The following is a 15,116-nucleotide window of genomic DNA, read 5'->3' on the forward strand; positions in this document are numbered from 1 at the left end:
GATGAAATTGCATGAACTCGCACCAGCACCAGGCTCCACGCAAGTGGCTAAGCGCAAAGGTCGCGGTATTGGCTCCGGTAACGGTAAAACTTCTGGTAAGGGTCATAAAGGTCAAAACGCTCGTTCCGGCGGCGGTGTACGCCCTGGTTTCGAGGGTGGCCAAAACCCATTGTACCGTCGTTTGCCGAAACGCGGTTTCAATAACCGTTTCCGCACTGAGTACGCTATCGTTAACATTGAAGAGCTGAACAAATTTGCAGCAGGTTCCGAAGTTACTCCAGAAGTTCTTCTTGAGCAAGGGATCATCAAAAATCCTTTGGCGGGCATTAAGATCTTGGGTAATGGCGAAGTTAAGGTTCAATTGACTGTAAAGGCAAACAAGTTCTCTCAATCTGCGGTAGAGAAAATCCAGGCTGCCGGCGGTAAAACCGAGGTGATCTAATTGTTTAACACCGTGTCCAACATTTGGAAAGTGGCGGATTTGCGCAAGCGGATCCTTTTCACCCTTTTCATACTGCTTGTTTATCGCATCGGAGCTTTTATTCCGGCGCCAGGCGTTGACAAAGATGTATTCAAACAGGTTGACCAATCCGGTGTAAATCTGTTCGGTTTGCTTAACACGTTCTCCGGCGGTGCGTTGTACCACTTCTCCATTTTCGCGATTGGTATCGCGCCATACATTACGGCTTCGATCATCGTACAGCTGTTATCGATGGACGTTATCCCTAAATTCGCGGAATGGGCAAAGGAAGGCGAGAACGGGAAGAAAAAGCTCGCGCAGATTACACGTTACGGCACGGTAATCCTTGGTTTATTGCAAGGTTTTGCAACAGCAATCGGCTTCAATCGTCAATACAGCTATAAGATGGTTCCAAATGCGACATTTGTCGACTACTTGCTCATCGCTCTCGTTCTGACAGCGGGCGTATCATTCCTGATGTGGCTTGGCGAACAAATTACGGAGCGCGGTATCGGTAACGGTATCTCGATTCTGATTTTTGCCGCCATCGCAGCAAGCATTCCGCAACATATTCGTACGATTTACTCGACAGAATTTGCATCGCAAGATGGCAATCTGTTCTGGAGCATTGGCAAAGTTGTACTGATCGCAGTGGCGATTGTACTGATTATTGTAGGGGTAATCTTCGTACAACAAGGTATCCGTAAGATTCCGGTTCAATACGCTAAACGCGTAGTTGGTCGGAAGATGTATGGCGGTCAATCGACTCACATACCAATGAAAGTGAACGGCGCAGGTGTTATTCCGGTCATTTTCGCAATCTCGTTATTGATGTTCCCGGCAACAATCGCTCAGTTCTGGTCTGGTGCCGCTTGGGCAGATTGGATCATGCATAACCTGACATACACGCAGCCGCTTGGCATGGTACTGTATGTTCTGTTGATTATCGGGTTCACGTTCTTCTATACATTCGTACAGATCAATCCGGTTCAAATGGCGGATCAGATGAAGAAGAATGGCGGTTACATCCCGGGCATTCGTCCTGGTAAACCAACATCCTCTTATTTGACTCGCGTATTGTCGCGGATTACGCTGACGGGTGCGATTTTCCTGGCCGTTATCTCCTTGTTGCCAGTGGTATTCGGCGAAATCGCCGGATTGCCTGCTTCGGTAAGACTTGGCGGTACCTCGCTTCTTATCGTTATCGGTGTTGCGCTTGATACGATGAAGCAAATCGAGAGCCAGTTGATAAAACGCCATTACAAAGGGTTTATCAATAAATAACAATAGGTTCCGACCGGGATTCCGTAACGTCGCAGGCGCGATGGACGGAACCCGCACGAGCCTATTGTGCTTAAAGCGAGGAAGAATGAATGAACATTTTATTCATGGGTCCTCCGGGGGCCGGTAAAGGTACGCAGGCAGAACGTATCGTTGGAGAGTTCGGTATTCCGCACATCTCGACAGGCGATGCATTCCGTCTTGCGATGAAACAGGGGACTCCGCTCGGTCTTAAAGCGAAAGAGTATGTCGATCAAGGCAAACTCGTTCCCGATGAGATCACGAACGGTATTGTCAAAGAACGTCTTGCTCAAGACGATTGCAATAAAGGTTTCTTGCTTGACGGTTTTCCGCGTACGCTGCAGCAAGCCGAAGCGCTTGATGTTATGCTTGCCGAATTGAACCTCAGCATTGACCATGTTGTTAATTTGAAAGTTGACCGCGGCTTGCTGCTTGCCCGTCTGACTGGCAGACGCATTTGTAAAGCCTGCGGCTCGACATACCATGTAATGTTCAACCCACCGAAACAAGAAGGCGTCTGCGACAAATGCGGCGGCGAATTGTACCAACGGTCGGATGACACGGAAGAGAAAGTCGGAACGCGTCTTGACGAGTATATCTCGAAAACCGCGCCGCTTCTTGACTACTACAACGGTAAAGGTCTACTTCGCGAAGTCGACGGCGAGAAGGAAATCGATACGGTTACGGCCGAGATTGTTTCCTGCTTGCGAGGTTCATTGTAATGATCATTTGCAAATCCGATTCGGAGCTGCGATATATGAGGGAAGCCGGCCGCATTGTAGCGGAAACGCACCGGATTATGGCTGAAGCGGTAAAGCCCGGGGTTACGACCCAGGAGCTCGATCAGCTGGCCGAGGCGTACATCCGCAGCCAAGGCGCTGAGCCATCCTTCAAAGGTTACAATGGTTTTCCTGCCAGCATTTGCGCTTCTGTAAATGACGAGCTGGTACACGGTTTTCCCGGACCTCGTAAGTTGAACGAAGGCGATATTATAAGCATCGACATTGGAGCGCAATACAAAGGCTATCACGGCGACTCGGCCTGGACTTATCCGGTCGGCAACGTATCGGATGAAGTCAAGCGGTTGCTTGAGGTGACGGAAGAGTCTCTGTACGCAGGGATTAATCTGGTCCGCCCAGATGTTCGTTTATTTACAATATCGCATGCGGTTCAACAGGTTGCCGAAGCGGCGGGCTTTTCGATTGTACGGGAATTTGTCGGACACGGTATTGGCAAGGACCTCCATGAGGAACCGCAAATTCCGAATTACGGCATTCCGGATCGCGGGCCGCGTCTTAAGCCAGGAATGGTGCTTTGCATCGAACCTATGGTCAACATCGGCGAACGTTACGTTCGCACGCTTGAAGACAATTGGACGGTCGTAACGGAAGACGGCTCTTGGTGCGCTCACTTCGAGCACACGGTTGCCGTAACGGAGGACGGATTCGAAATTTTGACGAAACTACCGAAGTCGGTGTAATCTGTTATGGATAAGCAACCGCAAATCGGTCAAATCGTTAAGGTGCTTCGGGGCAAAGATGAGAACAGCTATGCTGTTATTATTGAAATTGTTGACGAACGCTTCGTGCTGATCGTCGATGGCGATAAGCGCAGGTTTGATCAACCGAAGAAAAAGAACGTTCTGCATCTCGAGTTACAACCCGCTATAAGCAGCGAAGTTACAAGCAGCTTGCTTGAAACGGGCAGGGTGACCAATGCCAAGTTACGTTATGTGATTCAGAAGTACGCACATGCGAAAGGAGAATGACGGTGGCTAAGGAAGACGTCATTGAGGTCGAAGGTACGGTAATCGAACCGCTGCCGAATGCCATGTTCAAGGTGGAGCTGGAGAACGGTCATCAAATTCTCGCACATGTTTCCGGTAAACTCAGAATGCACTTCATCCGTATTCTGACTGGGGACAAAGTGGTTATACAGTTATCGCCTTATGATTTATCAAGAGGGCGCATCACCTATCGGAAGTAGGCCGCCTCGCGGTTTGCTCTCGAAGGATTCGGGAGGTAATTCACAATGAAGGTTAGACCTTCGGTAAAGCCGATTTGCGAAAAATGCAAAGTCATTCGTCGTAAAGGCAACGTTATGGTAATTTGTGAAAATCCGAAACACAAACAAAAACAAGGATAAAAGGAGGGACAATGGCTTATGGCACGTATTGCTGGTGTAGATATTCCGCGTGATAAACGCGTTGAAATCGCCCTGACGTACATTTTCGGTATTGGCAAAACAACTTCGCAAAAGATTCTGGCTTCTACTGGCGTGAACCCTGATACTCGCGTTCGCGATCTGACAGAAGACGAACTTGCTAAATTGCGCGAAGCAATTGACAAATCCGTTAAAGTGGAAGGCGACCTTCGTCGTGAGATTTCGCTTAACATTAAACGTCTGATTGAGATCGGCTGCTACCGTGGCGTTCGTCATCGTCGTGGCTTGCCTGTTCGCGGTCAACGTACGAAAACAAATGCGCGTACGCGTAAAGGTCCTCGTCGGACTGTAGCTAACAAGAAGAAATAATAAAGGGGTGAAATAGGGCAATGGCTAAACCTAAAAAAGTCGTTCGTACAAAACGTCGTGACCGGAAAAATATTGAGTCGGGCGTAGCACACATCCGTTCGACATTCAATAACACGATCGTAACGATCACTGACCCTCATGGCAACGCAATCTCTTGGGCAAGCTCCGGTAACCTGGGCTTCAAGGGTTCGCGTAAATCCACGCCTTTCGCAGCGCAAATGGCAGCTGAAGCAGCAGCTAAAGCAGCGATGGAGCATGGCATGAAAGCTGTTGAGGTTATGGTTAAAGGTCCTGGCGCAGGCCGCGAAGCAGCGATTCGTTCGCTTCAAGCAGCTGGTCTGGAAGTTAACCTGATTAAAGACGTAACGCCAGTTCCTCACAACGGATGCCGTCCGCCGAAACGTCGTCGCGTATAGTTGGATCCGCTGTGGTATCAAATAACAACAACTTGTGAATAATGGTTGTGAAGGTTTGGCATACTACGAGGTTTGACTAAACAATACGAATGGTAACGGAGCGACGTTTGAAGGAGGGTACTATTAGTGATTGAGATCGAAAAGCCGAAAATCGAGACCGTAGATTTGAATGAGGATGGAACATACGGGCGTTTCGTAGTAGAACCGCTCGAGCGTGGATATGGCACGACGCTTGGAAATTCGCTTCGCCGAATTTTGTTGTCATCGCTGCCAGGTGCGGCAGTAACATCTGTTCAGATCGACGGAGTGCTTCACGAGTTCTCTACGGTTCCTGGGGTGATCGAGGACGTAACTGAGATCATTCTGAACTTGAAAGGCCTCTCGTTGAAAATCCACTCCGATGAAGAAAAGGTGTTGGAAATCGACGCTGAAGGCGAAGGAATCGTTACGGCAGGGGACATTCGAGCTGACAGCGATGTCGAGATTTTGAACCCTGATCTTCACATCGCAACCTTGGCCTCCGGCGCGCGGCTCCATTTGCGAATTTTTGCCAATCGCGGACGTGGTTACGTCCAAGCGGACCGTAACAAACGGGACGATCAACCGATTGGGGTTATTCCCGTTGATTCGATTTACACGCCAATTACCCGTGTCAATTACAGCGTTGAAAATACCCGCGTTGGTCAAGTAACCAACTACGACAAGCTTACGCTTGAAGTATGGACTGACGGCAGTATTAGACCGGAAGAGGCTGTAAGCCTTGGCGCTAAAATTTTGACAGAGCATTTGGACCTGTTCGTCGGATTGACCGATGAAGCCAAAGACGCGGAAATCATGGTCGAGAAGGAAGAGGACAAGAAAGAAAAAGTTCTGGAGATGACAATCGAAGAACTGGATCTGTCTGTTCGTTCCTACAACTGCTTGAAACGTGCAGGCATTAACACTGTTCAAGAGCTGATTACGAAATCCGAAGAGGACATGATGAAGGTTCGTAACCTGGGCCGTAAATCCCTCGAGGAAGTTCAAGAGAAGCTGGAAGAGCTGGGTCTTGGCCTGCGCATGGAAGAGTAGAAGCTTGAACATCTAGAACAGACTATAGGCAAGGGAGGGGAAAACAAAATGGCATATCAAAAATTGGGCCGTGACGCTAGCGCGCGGAAAGCATTGTTCCGTGACCTCGTTACTGACCTGTTCCTGTATGAGCGCATTCAAACAACAGAAGCTAAAGCGAAAGAGGTTCGTTCTATCGCTGAAAAGCTGATCACGAAAGCGAAAAAAGGTGACTTGCACGCTCGTCGTCAAGTAGCTGCATACGTTCGTCGTGAAACTGTTGATGGAGAGCAAGATGCAATCCAAAAGCTGTTCTCCGAGCTGGCCACCCGTTACTCGGAACGTGCGGGCGGATACACACGGATTTTGAAACTGGGACCTCGCCGTGGCGACGCTGCGCCTATGGTGTACCTGGAACTGGTTGACCGTGCGTAACACAAGCGTAATCAGCTCGCCGCTCTAAGCGGTTGAGCTACGTTTCGCGGTGAGAAAGGGTGGACCCTTGAGGCCACCTTTTTTTATTGCCTGCATCGAAGGCAGGCTACACTGGCGAATGACTGCGCTGCATAAAAGGTTTTGCCTCGATCGCTGTTGTTCCCGGATTTCTTCTAACAACTCGCTTAAGCGGTTGAAATCCGGGAACAAAGGCGAACGCTACCGCTTCTTCGGTCAAAACCTTTTATTCCGCGCACGCCGCCAGCGAAGCACATACTTCGTGCTAGGCAATAAAAAATGAGGTCGAAAAGGGTCCACCCTTTTGAATTAAGGGGATTGAATGTTAATTACGTGTGTTGTTAACAGATGGGGAAGTGATGAAGGATGAGGAATATAGCAGCGACGGTAAGTTACGACGGGACGGACTTTAACGGGTTTCAGTCTCAGCCGTACGGTCGGACCATCCAGCAGGAAATCGAACTGGCAATCAAGAAGCTGACCGGCGAGGATATTATTATTCTCGGATCGGGCAGAACGGACGCAGGCGTGCATGCCACGGGACAAGTGTTCAACTTTCTGACGGAATCCACGATTCCGGCGGAGCGTTGGGCTATTGCCCTGAATACGCGCCTGCCGAAGGATATCGTCATTCTCGAAGCGCATGAAGTGCCGGAAGCTTTTCACTCCCGGCGTTCCGCGAAGCGGAAGACGTATCGCTACACGATTGACATGGGGAAGTTTCCGGATGTGTTCTATCGCCGTTATGCGTTTCATCATCCTACACCGCTTAATGTTGAAGCCATGCAGAAGGGACTTAGCTTCCTTGTGGGGGAACATGACTTTACTTCATTTACGTCCATACACTCGACTAAGCCGCATCATGTTCGGACTATCTACGAGGCTTATCTTGAGCGTGAAGGGCAAATGCTCCATATGTATATGACAGGTAACGGATTTCTCTATAACATGATCAGAATCGTGATGGGCACGCTGCTTCAAGTCGGCCACGGCAAGCTGAATCCGGAAGATATGGCGCGCATATTGGAAGGCCGCAAGCGATCTCTTGCCGGCCCTACAGCGATGCCTCACGGTCTGATGCTGATGAAGGTTGAATACCCGGAATAAAAGCGAATTAACAATTAATAACTTCTTGATTTAGGCCATTATTTATAGTAGAATATAACTTGTGCTTTCTTAGTGGCTATCCCACAGCCCCGACTAAGACTGACACAAACTTGGCATGCAACACCCGATTCAACTAACTGTAAAAACGTGAAACGTTGTTTAATAAAACTTTAACTGTAATGGAACTAAGGAGGATCATCCATGCGTACTACGTATATGGCTAAGCCTAATGAAGTTGAGCGTAAATGGCACATCATCGATGCTGCTGGCAAAACACTTGGCCGTCTGGCTACTGAAGCTGCTAGCCTGATCCGCGGCAAGCACAAACCGCAATTTACTCCTCACGTTGATACTGGTGACTTCGTTATCGTAATCAACGCTGAGAAAATCGTTCTGACTGGCAAGAAAATGCAAAATAAAATGTACTATCGTCACTCGGGCTACTCTGGCGGTTTGAAAGTAACGCCAGCTCACGAAATGATCGCTAAAAAAGCTGACCGCGCTATCGAATTGGCTGTTCACGGCATGTTGCCAAAAACACGCCAAGGTAACGCAATGAAGCTTAGACTTAAAGCATACGCTGGTTCGGAGCATCCGCATCAAGCACAAAATCCAGAAGTTTACGAACTTCGCGGCTAATAAGGGGAGGACAGTTTCATGGCACAAGTACAATACTATGGAACCGGTCGTCGTAAACACTCTGTTGCACGTGTACGTCTGGTGCCGGGTGAAGGACGAATCATTGTTAACAAACGCGACCTGAACGAATACTTTGGTCTGGAAACATTAAAGCTGATCGTTAAGCAGCCATTGGTTCTGACTGAAACTTTGAATAACTACGACGTTATCGTTATCGCTAACGGCGGCGGTATGGCTGGTCAAGCTGGCGCTATCCGCCACGGTATCTCCCGTGCTCTGCTTAAAGCAGACCCTGAGTTCCGTCCAGCTCTGAAACGTGCTGGCTTCCTGACTCGTGACCCACGCATGAAAGAACGTAAAAAATACGGTCTTAAAGCGGCTCGTCGCGCGCCACAGTTCTCGAAACGTTAATATCGAAACCAAACACCTTCTCTGCTTGCAGAGAGGGTGTTTTTTTGTTTTTTCAAAAGAGTGCATGTTCATGCGGATCCATAGGCAATAGGCAAAACTTTATTTCATTTTGGTTAAAACTATTATTGATCATTTACGCATTAGAACGTATACTTTAATTAATAGCATATGAATTTACTTGGAATTACAAATGGAGGGCAAAACCATGAACCTGTTCGAAAAAGAAGCGCTGGTTAAACAAAAAGCGGAAGAGCTTGAAAATGCGACGCCACAAGAGATTTTGGCTTACGCGGTTGAAGCTTTCCCTAATATTACGTTTGCATGCAGCTTTGGTGCGGAAGACGTTGTACTGGTCGACATGCTGCAAAAAATCAGCCCGAAAACAGATATTTTCTACCTGGATACAGACTTCCACTTCAAAGAAACGTATGAGACGCGTGACCGCATGGTAGAGCGTTACCCAGGTATTCCATTTGTTGAAGTTAAACCGCTAATCACGCCAGAAGAGCAAGCAGAGCGTCATGGCGCAGAGCTGTGGAAATCCGACGCTAACGCTTGCTGCAATATCCGCAAGGTTGAGCCGCTGACGAGAGTACTGTCTAAATACGAAGCATGGATTACAGGGATCCGTCGCGACCAGGCTCCAACACGCGCCAATGCGAAGAAGGTTGAATATGATACTAAATTCGGTCTGATCAAATTCAATCCAATTGCTGGTTGGACTTCGGAAGACGTATGGAATTATATCCGTGAGAACGATGTAATTTACAATCCACTGCATGACAACAACTACCCAAGCATTGGCTGCGAGTATTGCACGCGCCAAGTTATGCCTGGCGAAGACCCTCGCGCGGGACGTTGGTCCGGTCAAGAGAAAACCGAATGCGGTCTGCATAAATAAGATCGTTAAGCACCTTCCCTCCGCCGGAATTCTCTCGTCTGGAAGTGGCAAGGATTCTGATTGAAGGTATGGCACGGAACCTGCTCTAATTCAAAATGAATGCGGCTAAGCAAAGTCTAACTGCTGCTTGGCCATCATAAACAACCACCTCGTCCCATATAAATGATAAGGAGATCATTTGTAGGGGAACGGGGTGGTTTTATTTATGCGCCGAAAACGTTTGGTCGTCTGGATGACCTATAAAGGAGCGCTCCGCATTGCGGGTGGCATGGCAGCGCTTGTATTGACCTGGATATTGCTTACCCAAGGGAGCGAGCCGGTATCCCGGACCTGGAGTTATTGGACGCTTCCTTTATCGGGGAAAACAATTGCGATTGATGCGGGTCACGGAGGCGTTGACGGCGGTGCGGTAAGCAAGGAGGGGGTTGTGGAGAAAGACTTAAACCTCGCGATTGCGCTGTACCTGAGGGATTACCTGCAGCAGGCAGGAGCTATTGTACTGCTCACCAGGGAAGGGGATTACGATCTTGCAGGGCAGGATACGAAGGGGTATTCCAAGCGCAAGACGGAGGATTTGCTGCAGCGTGTAGCCAACATCAAGGAGAGTAAGCCAAGCCTTGTCGTCAGCATTCATATGAACAGCATTCCGTCCGCTAAATGGTCGGGAGCTCAAACGTTTTTTAACCCGGCTAATCACCCGGACAACCAGGTGCTTGCCACGTTTATACAAAACGAAATCCGCCGTAATCTGGGAAATACGAGCAGGGTAGCGGTGATGGACAAAAATAACGTGTACCTTCTTAAAGCGCTGAACGACATTCCAACGGCGCTAGTCGAAGTCGGATTCCTGTCCAATCCGGGTGAAGCCGCGCGTCTTGCCGATTCGAATTACCAGCGACAAGTGGCCGCCTCGATCTATCAGGGAATTCTTCGATATTCGTCGGGGGAAAAGCTGAGTACGGGCACAGCGACGGATGCCGCGTCGGACATGGAGGCTGAACCGGCAAATTAACCATGTCCCGCTTAATATGTTATAATCATTTTAAATAAGCAGCTACTATTACGCTTACACCTACAACTACTCTTCTACATAAAGGTGGGACTCATTCATGTTGACACGTGAACAAGCTCTGGAAGCCGTCGGTTCAGTGACGGCCCAATATAGCGCGGACAACGTTTCTGTCCGCGATGTTGTCGTGAAGGACCGTCAAGTATCGATGACGGTCCTGACAGCCAGCGAGGACATTCGTCCCTCGCTGGAAACCGCGCTGCGCGCTGCGCTGGCGCGGGCTGGCGCCGAAACCGTGCATTGCCGGTTTCGCGCGCTGGAGAGCGGCACGGGCGCAGCTGCCGCGCCGCAAGGACAAGCCGGCGGCAAAGGCCAGCCGGCCGCGGCAAAAGGCCCCGTACAAGGGCACGGGGCCGGAATCGACAGCCCGCTGCTCGCAGCTGGCAGCGGCACTCAATTCATCGCCGTCGCCAGCGGCAAAGGCGGCGTTGGCAAATCGACGGTGACCGTCAATCTCGCGGTCGCCTTAGCCCGCAAAGGCAAGCGCGTCGGCATCATCGACGCGGATATTTACGGCTTCAGCGTGCCCGATATGATGGGCATCGAGACGCGTCCCGAGATCGTGAACGAGCGCGTTATCCCGATCGAACGCTATGGCGTCAAAGTCATGTCGATGGGCTTCTTTGTGGAAGACAACAGCCCGATCGTATGGCGCGGGCCGATGCTGGGCAAGATGCTCCGCAACTTCTTTGCCGAGATCGAATGGGGCGAGCTGGATTACCTGCTGCTTGACCTGCCTCCGGGCACGGGCGACGTGGCGCTCGACGTCCATCAGATTATCCCGCAGAGCAAAGAGATTATCGTAACGACGCCTCATGCGACAGCGGCATTTGTAGCGGCCCGGGCGGGCGCTATGGCCATCAAGACGGAGCACGAGATTATTGGCGTGGTGGAGAACATGTCCTATTACAAATGCAGCAAATGCGGCGAACCGGAGTATATTTTCGGACGCGGCGGCGGAGCACGTCTTGCGGAATCCCTGCATGCGGAGCTGCTCGCCCAAATTCCGCTGGGACAGCCGGATAATCACATTTCCGAGCCGGATTTCTCGCCCTCGGTATATAAAGCCGACAGTGAGACAGGTGCGCTTTATCTGGATATTGCCGAACAAGTTATTCAAAAATGCGGCCGTTAATGGCAAAAATAAAAGCCCGGACTGGGAAGAGAGCATAAGCTCTCGACCCGGTACGGGCTTTTCGCGCATCTATAGCTTTTCATCTATGTCATATTTGTTAGGTCATCGTTAAGTCGAAGAATCAGAGCCGTCACCTTCACCGCTGCCGCCGTCGTCGCTTTGTTTTTCATCCCCGGAGGAGCCTTCATCGCCACCGCTTCCGCTGTCTTGCGATTTCTTGTCAACCTTTTCATCCGGCTTTGGTTTAAGCTCTTCCTGTACGGCTTTTTTCATCAGATCCAGAACTTCCAGACGGAAGAGAGGGTTTTGCATCGATTCCTGCATCAGAGACATAACCTGCTTTTTATATTGCGTGCTTTGCAGCACTTCGAGAATCATTTTGTCCATCTCGGGCGTTTTGAACGCTTTGATCATTTGTTCCTGGTACGTCGGGTCCTTCATCAATTCTTTGTGAATGTCCTTGTTCTGCTTGTTTACGGCCTTGGCGAATTCACCGGCAAAACGGGTATCCGTCATTAGAGTCCGGATGACCTTGTCGTATTCCGGAGATACCATTACGTCTTTGACGGCAAGGCGCACCTGCTCCTGATCCTGAACGGACAACAGCTTGGTTCCGCTGCCGTTATAGCCGGACATTTGCTGGGCGGACTCCTGTAAAGCTTTTTGAGCATCTTCGGTTTTCAGTATGTCGATAACCATCGACTTCATATCCTTGTAGCTGATCTGTTGGTTGTTGCCTCCTGAAGATTCCGCACCGCAGCTTGTTAAGACAAATGTTAGGGCGGAAAGCGCCGTTAATAAAGCCAATCGCATGCGCATGCTCCCACGATCTCCCTTCTATGATTACCATTGCTGTATTTAAACGTAGTATGCGTTAAAGTTCACGGGATTATCATGGCTTCGTAGTTAGCTTTTTATGACGAACGTGGTAAAATAATGGTTGGCACAGGAAAGTGCTTACAATGGCACCGTCCTCGCCGAACGTGAAGGAGGATAACGGAATTATGAATTTGAAAAGATGGTTTTTTCTTTTTTGGACCTGCATGGCCGTCGGGGCTGTCGTTTCAGTCATCAGCGGATTGATCATGCAATGGACGGACCCGTCCTTCGGATTTATGGGGCTTGAGGCTGCCGGATTCAACGCCTTCATGATGGCGATGGTCGGCTTATTGATAGGGGCATTCAGCCAAATGGGGTTCTTTGCGTACCTGACCCTGAATTACATTGCATTAAGCATTTTCCGCAAAAGCTATCTCTGGAACGCTCTCCAGGGCTATACGACGGTGTTTGCCGTATTCGGCCTCGGTTATATGCTTTATGAGCAGCGGACCAACAACTGGTTCTTCTGGGTGCTGCCGCTTGTTCTTTTGATCTGCTCCTTGGCCGTGGCCTACGTCAAAGCCAAGCAGACCAAACCAAGCGCATTTGTGCCAACCGCGTTTTTGATGTTTTTCGTTACCTTCGTGGAAGCTTGGCCGGCTCTGCAAGGGGAGACCAACATTTCGGCTATCGTCTTTATGATTATCCCTTTGTTTGTCTGCAATGCTTACCAGATCCTCATGCTGCACCGCTTGCTTCAAAAAAATACAACAACCGACTCTGCAACATCTGCAAAGCCGGTCGCGTAATAATCAATAGCCAGTATCCGCTGCTGCCACAGCATCATCGAGTCCAAGCATCGTAAGAGAGGTCGTTTTGTCCTGTACGGCGCGGCCTTCCGACTCGGTTTGGTTAATCAGCTCCGATACGGTTACGAATTCATAGCCTTTCGCGCGAAGCTCATCGATGATTACGGGGAGTGCTTCATGCGTTTGTTTCACCGAATCGCTGGCATGCATAAGAATAATGTCTCCATTATGGGCACGGCTTACGACACGGTTGATAATCTTGTCCGTTCCAATGTTCAGCCAGTCCATCGAATCGGTATCCCATTGGATAACTTTGTAGTTAAGCTCTTCCGCGATACGGAGCACGCGTTTGTCGAAATCTCCGTTAGGGAGGCGGATCAGGTTCGGCTGCTTGCCGGTCAGGTCGGTGAGGATCGTATGCGCGGTTGTAATTTGCGTACGAATCTCTTCGTCGCTAAGCTTGCTGTAGTTGTCATGCTTATGGCCGTGGCTGCCGATCTCAAAGCCGTCATTCACGATATCTTTGACAATGTCGGGATGGGACTGGCTCCAAGGCGAAGACAGGAAGAAGGTTGCCTGGGTAACCCCTTTGTCTTTCAATACCTTCAGAATCGGTTCCGTACGCTTGTCCCCCCAGCTAATGTCGAACGTCAGGGCTACGACCTTCTTATCCGTAGGGACACTGTATATAGCGGCCGGCTGCTGTGGTGAGAATACCGTGATGTTGTCTCTTTCTGCGTAAATAACCCCTACAGAGAATACGAGTGCGAGAACAAGAAGGAAATTGCGTTTTAATTTTCGTCCGTTCAGTACATAGAAAAAGTTCATCTGATAAGGCTCTCCTTTCTAATGGAAGCTTGTTCTAGTACAATCCTATGCTCGTACACATCCAAGATATTCATGCTTGTTCAAACCAATTCATAAAGAAGTTACAAAGGAGAGAAGAGGCATGTTTCGCTGGTCAGAAATAAAAGCCCATTTCAAAATCATGAATCCCTACATCGCGTTTGGATTCATTTTGTTTTTTGCCGGACTTGTCGTCGGGGGAACCAACAGCGCGTTTAGCGATTATCTCGAGCAGCAGCTGAAGGCGCTCGGCAACGTGGCCGAATCTTTGGAGCAGACGGAGAATCCGACGCTTGCCTTTATGGTCTTTATTTTTTTAAACAATGCGATTAAGTCCATCTTTATCATCTATATAGGTGCGATCTTCGGGATCATCCCGATTTTCTTCCTGGTTCTTAACGGCATGGTTGTAGGCTTCTTACTGCAGCATGTGGCAGAAACGCAGGGGACCGGGGATATGCTTACGGTTGTACTTGGGCTGCTGCCTCACGGAATAATCGAGATCCCCGCGATCGTAGTGGCATGCGCCTACGGGATGAAGTTTGGCATCCTTTTGCTAAAGGCGATAGGACGGCTCGTTATTCCGGGGAAGGAAGCGGGCAAATCCGGCCGGGAGATCGAATATTTCATGATTAGATCCGTTCCGGTGGTCGTCATTCTAACAGTGGCGTTGCTTGTTGCGGCGGTTGTTGAAAGTACAGTTAGCGTTTGGGTAAGTTCGTTGTAATATTTTTCCGATTAATTGAGCATAACAGTAAGGCGGCGTCGTGATGCGTAATCGCAAGACGCCGCTTTTGCTTTCGATTGCCGCAGCAAAACTTAGCTGCAGGGCCAATACAGCTTAGGAGGGCGCACATTAGTTATGCTAGGAATTCTATTCAACGACAAAGAATGCAAAGAACTCGATTACGTCCTGCGCAAAGAATTAGATGAGATGCTGCTTGATTTGAATGACAATCGTTTAGACGGAGATATTAAGCAAGCTATAACAAGACGGTACAAGATCATCTTCCGTATGTATGCGCGTATCGCATCTCCGAAAGAGCTGTCCCGTTATGCATTAAATGTGCGAAATTACAGGTAGAAAAATCCAGTAAAAAAAGTTTAAAAAAAGGGTTGCAATCCTATAGACGTCCATGATATATTATCTCTTGTCGCCGCTGAGAA

Annotated in this window: 22 protein-coding genes; 20 read left to right on the forward strand and 2 right to left on the reverse strand. The window is 49.3% G+C overall.

The genetic code is table 11. The features are described from left to right. Position 1 precedes the first annotated feature (1 nt). From rplO to CFI03_RS29330, 17 genes are all read left to right on the forward strand, one after another. Positions 2–442, forward strand: coding sequence for a 50S ribosomal protein L15 (gene rplO, locus CFI03_RS29250; RefSeq protein WP_015847205.1), 441 nt, complete (start codon positions 2–4; stop codon positions 440–442). Beyond that, on the forward strand, positions 443–1,744 hold the full coding sequence (gene secY, locus CFI03_RS29255) for a preprotein translocase subunit SecY (protein WP_127497507.1): 1,302 nt from the start codon (positions 443–445) through the stop codon (positions 1,742–1,744). Positions 1,745–1,833: 89 nt separating this feature from the next. Continuing rightward, positions 1,834–2,484, forward strand: coding sequence for an adenylate kinase (locus tag CFI03_RS29260; protein WP_127497509.1), 651 nt, complete (start codon positions 1,834–1,836; stop codon positions 2,482–2,484). Continuing rightward, a complete protein-coding gene (gene map, locus CFI03_RS29265; protein WP_127497512.1) occupies positions 2,484–3,242 on the forward strand; it encodes a type I methionyl aminopeptidase in 759 nt (252 codons plus the stop codon). Before CFI03_RS29260 ends, map begins: the two co-directional genes overlap by 1 nt. 6 nt (positions 3,243–3,248) lie before the next feature. Then, complete coding sequence (locus tag CFI03_RS29270) at positions 3,249–3,530, forward strand: KOW domain-containing RNA-binding protein (protein WP_015847201.1); 282 nt, start codon at positions 3,249–3,251, stop codon at positions 3,528–3,530. Positions 3,531–3,532: 2 nt separating this feature from the next. Continuing rightward, positions 3,533–3,748, forward strand: coding sequence for a translation initiation factor IF-1 (infA, locus tag CFI03_RS29275; protein WP_015847200.1), 216 nt, complete (start codon positions 3,533–3,535; stop codon positions 3,746–3,748). A 45-nt stretch (positions 3,749–3,793) separates the two neighbouring features. Beyond that, positions 3,794–3,907 (forward strand): 50S ribosomal protein L36, encoded by a 114-nt coding sequence (gene rpmJ / locus CFI03_RS29280; protein ID WP_003333770.1) that lies wholly within the window; start codon positions 3,794–3,796, stop codon positions 3,905–3,907. 18 nt (positions 3,908–3,925) lie between these two features. Beyond that, positions 3,926–4,294, forward strand: coding sequence for a 30S ribosomal protein S13 (gene rpsM, locus CFI03_RS29285; RefSeq protein ID WP_015847199.1), 369 nt, complete (start codon positions 3,926–3,928; stop codon positions 4,292–4,294). Between the two features lie 20 nt (positions 4,295–4,314). Continuing rightward, complete coding sequence (gene rpsK / locus CFI03_RS29290) at positions 4,315–4,710, forward strand: 30S ribosomal protein S11 (protein WP_015847198.1); 396 nt, start codon at positions 4,315–4,317, stop codon at positions 4,708–4,710. A 126-nt stretch (positions 4,711–4,836) separates the two neighbouring features. After that, entirely contained in the window at positions 4,837–5,781 is a 945-nt protein-coding gene (locus tag CFI03_RS29295; protein WP_015847197.1) for a DNA-directed RNA polymerase subunit alpha, read from the forward strand. Positions 5,782–5,829: 48 nt separating this feature from the next. Continuing rightward, the gene (gene rplQ, locus CFI03_RS29300; protein WP_091190749.1) at positions 5,830–6,195 is read left to right on the forward strand and encodes a 50S ribosomal protein L17; all 366 of its coding nucleotides are present in this window, start codon (positions 5,830–5,832) and stop codon (positions 6,193–6,195) included. A 384-nt stretch (positions 6,196–6,579) separates the two neighbouring features. Then, entirely contained in the window at positions 6,580–7,320 is a 741-nt protein-coding gene (gene truA / locus CFI03_RS29305) for a tRNA pseudouridine(38-40) synthase TruA (protein ID WP_248762606.1), read from the forward strand. Positions 7,321–7,521: 201 nt separating this feature from the next. Beyond that, entirely contained in the window at positions 7,522–7,959 is a 438-nt protein-coding gene (gene rplM / locus CFI03_RS29310; RefSeq protein WP_127497518.1) for a 50S ribosomal protein L13, read from the forward strand. Between the two features lie 18 nt (positions 7,960–7,977). Then, entirely contained in the window at positions 7,978–8,370 is a 393-nt protein-coding gene (gene rpsI, locus CFI03_RS29315) for a 30S ribosomal protein S9 (RefSeq protein WP_127497520.1), read from the forward strand. Between the two features lie 205 nt (positions 8,371–8,575). Beyond that, complete coding sequence (locus CFI03_RS29320) at positions 8,576–9,271, forward strand: phosphoadenylyl-sulfate reductase (protein WP_127497523.1); 696 nt, start codon at positions 8,576–8,578, stop codon at positions 9,269–9,271. A gap of 205 nt (positions 9,272–9,476) precedes the next feature. Beyond that, a complete protein-coding gene (gene cwlD / locus CFI03_RS29325) occupies positions 9,477–10,283 on the forward strand; it encodes an N-acetylmuramoyl-L-alanine amidase CwlD (RefSeq protein WP_248762607.1) in 807 nt (268 codons plus the stop codon). A 97-nt stretch (positions 10,284–10,380) separates the two neighbouring features. After that, on the forward strand, positions 10,381–11,475 hold the full coding sequence (locus tag CFI03_RS29330) for an Mrp/NBP35 family ATP-binding protein (RefSeq protein ID WP_248762608.1): 1,095 nt from the start codon (positions 10,381–10,383) through the stop codon (positions 11,473–11,475). Positions 11,476–11,583: 108 nt separating this feature from the next. On the opposite strand, the gene gerD is transcribed toward CFI03_RS29330, so the two are convergent. Further along, entirely contained in the window at positions 11,584–12,294 is a 711-nt protein-coding gene (gene gerD, locus CFI03_RS29335) for a spore germination lipoprotein GerD (RefSeq protein ID WP_236013595.1), read from the reverse strand. Between the two features lie 185 nt (positions 12,295–12,479). Between gerD and CFI03_RS29340 the strand changes: the two genes are divergently transcribed. Then, positions 12,480–13,103 (forward strand): KinB-signaling pathway activation protein, encoded by a 624-nt coding sequence (locus CFI03_RS29340; protein WP_201008882.1) that lies wholly within the window; start codon positions 12,480–12,482, stop codon positions 13,101–13,103. Positions 13,104–13,106: 3 nt separating this feature from the next. Here the strand turns inward: CFI03_RS29340 and pdaB are convergent, their stop codons facing one another. Beyond that, entirely contained in the window at positions 13,107–13,931 is an 825-nt protein-coding gene (pdaB, locus tag CFI03_RS29345) for a polysaccharide deacetylase family sporulation protein PdaB (protein ID WP_127497529.1), read from the reverse strand. 121 nt (positions 13,932–14,052) lie between these two features. On the opposite strand from pdaB, the gene CFI03_RS29350 reads away from it, so the two are divergent. Together CFI03_RS29350 and CFI03_RS29355 are read left to right on the forward strand one after the other, a co-directional pair. Then, positions 14,053–14,676, forward strand: a complete 624-nt coding sequence (locus CFI03_RS29350) for a stage II sporulation protein M (protein WP_248762609.1) — start codon at positions 14,053–14,055, stop codon at positions 14,674–14,676. 135 nt (positions 14,677–14,811) lie between these two features. Beyond that, positions 14,812–15,033: a hypothetical protein gene (locus tag CFI03_RS29355; RefSeq protein ID WP_015847185.1), complete on the forward strand. Its 222-nt coding sequence runs from the start codon at positions 14,812–14,814 to the stop codon at positions 15,031–15,033. The last annotated feature ends 83 nt before the right edge of the window (positions 15,034–15,116 follow it).

The sequence above is a fragment of the Paenibacillus sp. ATY16 genome, from assembly GCF_003399985.2.
GTDB classification, from domain to species: domain Bacteria; phylum Bacillota; class Bacilli; order Paenibacillales; family Paenibacillaceae; genus Pristimantibacillus; species Pristimantibacillus glycanilyticus.

What these genes read in the sequence shown, in the direction of transcription:
- rplO (WP_015847205.1), top strand. Translation starts at nt 2, where the DNA reads ATGAAATTGCATGAACTCGCACCAGCACCAGGCTCCACGCAAGTGGCT.
- CFI03_RS29260 (WP_127497509.1), top strand. Translation starts at nt 1,834, where the DNA reads ATGAACATTTTATTCATGGGTCCTCCGGGGGCCGGTAAAGGTACGCAG.
- map (WP_127497512.1), top strand. Translation starts at nt 2,484, where the DNA reads ATGATCATTTGCAAATCCGATTCGGAGCTGCGATATATGAGGGAAGCC.
- CFI03_RS29270 (WP_015847201.1), top strand. Translation starts at nt 3,249, where the DNA reads ATGGATAAGCAACCGCAAATCGGTCAAATCGTTAAGGTGCTTCGGGGC.
- rpmJ (WP_003333770.1), top strand. Translation starts at nt 3,794, where the DNA reads ATGAAGGTTAGACCTTCGGTAAAGCCGATTTGCGAAAAATGCAAAGTC.
- rpsM (WP_015847199.1), top strand. Translation starts at nt 3,926, where the DNA reads ATGGCACGTATTGCTGGTGTAGATATTCCGCGTGATAAACGCGTTGAA.
- rpsK (WP_015847198.1), top strand. Translation starts at nt 4,315, where the DNA reads ATGGCTAAACCTAAAAAAGTCGTTCGTACAAAACGTCGTGACCGGAAA.
- rplQ (WP_091190749.1), top strand. Translation starts at nt 5,830, where the DNA reads ATGGCATATCAAAAATTGGGCCGTGACGCTAGCGCGCGGAAAGCATTG.
- truA (WP_248762606.1), top strand. Translation starts at nt 6,580, where the DNA reads ATGAGGAATATAGCAGCGACGGTAAGTTACGACGGGACGGACTTTAAC.
- rplM (WP_127497518.1), top strand. Translation starts at nt 7,522, where the DNA reads ATGCGTACTACGTATATGGCTAAGCCTAATGAAGTTGAGCGTAAATGG.
- rpsI (WP_127497520.1), top strand. Translation starts at nt 7,978, where the DNA reads ATGGCACAAGTACAATACTATGGAACCGGTCGTCGTAAACACTCTGTT.
- CFI03_RS29320 (WP_127497523.1), top strand. Translation starts at nt 8,576, where the DNA reads ATGAACCTGTTCGAAAAAGAAGCGCTGGTTAAACAAAAAGCGGAAGAG.
- cwlD (WP_248762607.1), top strand. Translation starts at nt 9,477, where the DNA reads ATGCGCCGAAAACGTTTGGTCGTCTGGATGACCTATAAAGGAGCGCTC.
- CFI03_RS29330 (WP_248762608.1), top strand. Translation starts at nt 10,381, where the DNA reads ATGTTGACACGTGAACAAGCTCTGGAAGCCGTCGGTTCAGTGACGGCC.
- gerD (WP_236013595.1), bottom strand. Translation starts at nt 12,294, where the DNA reads ATGCGCATGCGATTGGCTTTATTAACGGCGCTTTCCGCCCTAACATTT.
- CFI03_RS29340 (WP_201008882.1), top strand. Translation starts at nt 12,480, where the DNA reads ATGAATTTGAAAAGATGGTTTTTTCTTTTTTGGACCTGCATGGCCGTC.
- pdaB (WP_127497529.1), bottom strand. Translation starts at nt 13,931, where the DNA reads ATGAACTTTTTCTATGTACTGAACGGACGAAAATTAAAACGCAATTTC.
- CFI03_RS29350 (WP_248762609.1), top strand. Translation starts at nt 14,053, where the DNA reads ATGTTTCGCTGGTCAGAAATAAAAGCCCATTTCAAAATCATGAATCCC.
- CFI03_RS29355 (WP_015847185.1), top strand. Translation starts at nt 14,812, where the DNA reads ATGCTAGGAATTCTATTCAACGACAAAGAATGCAAAGAACTCGATTAC.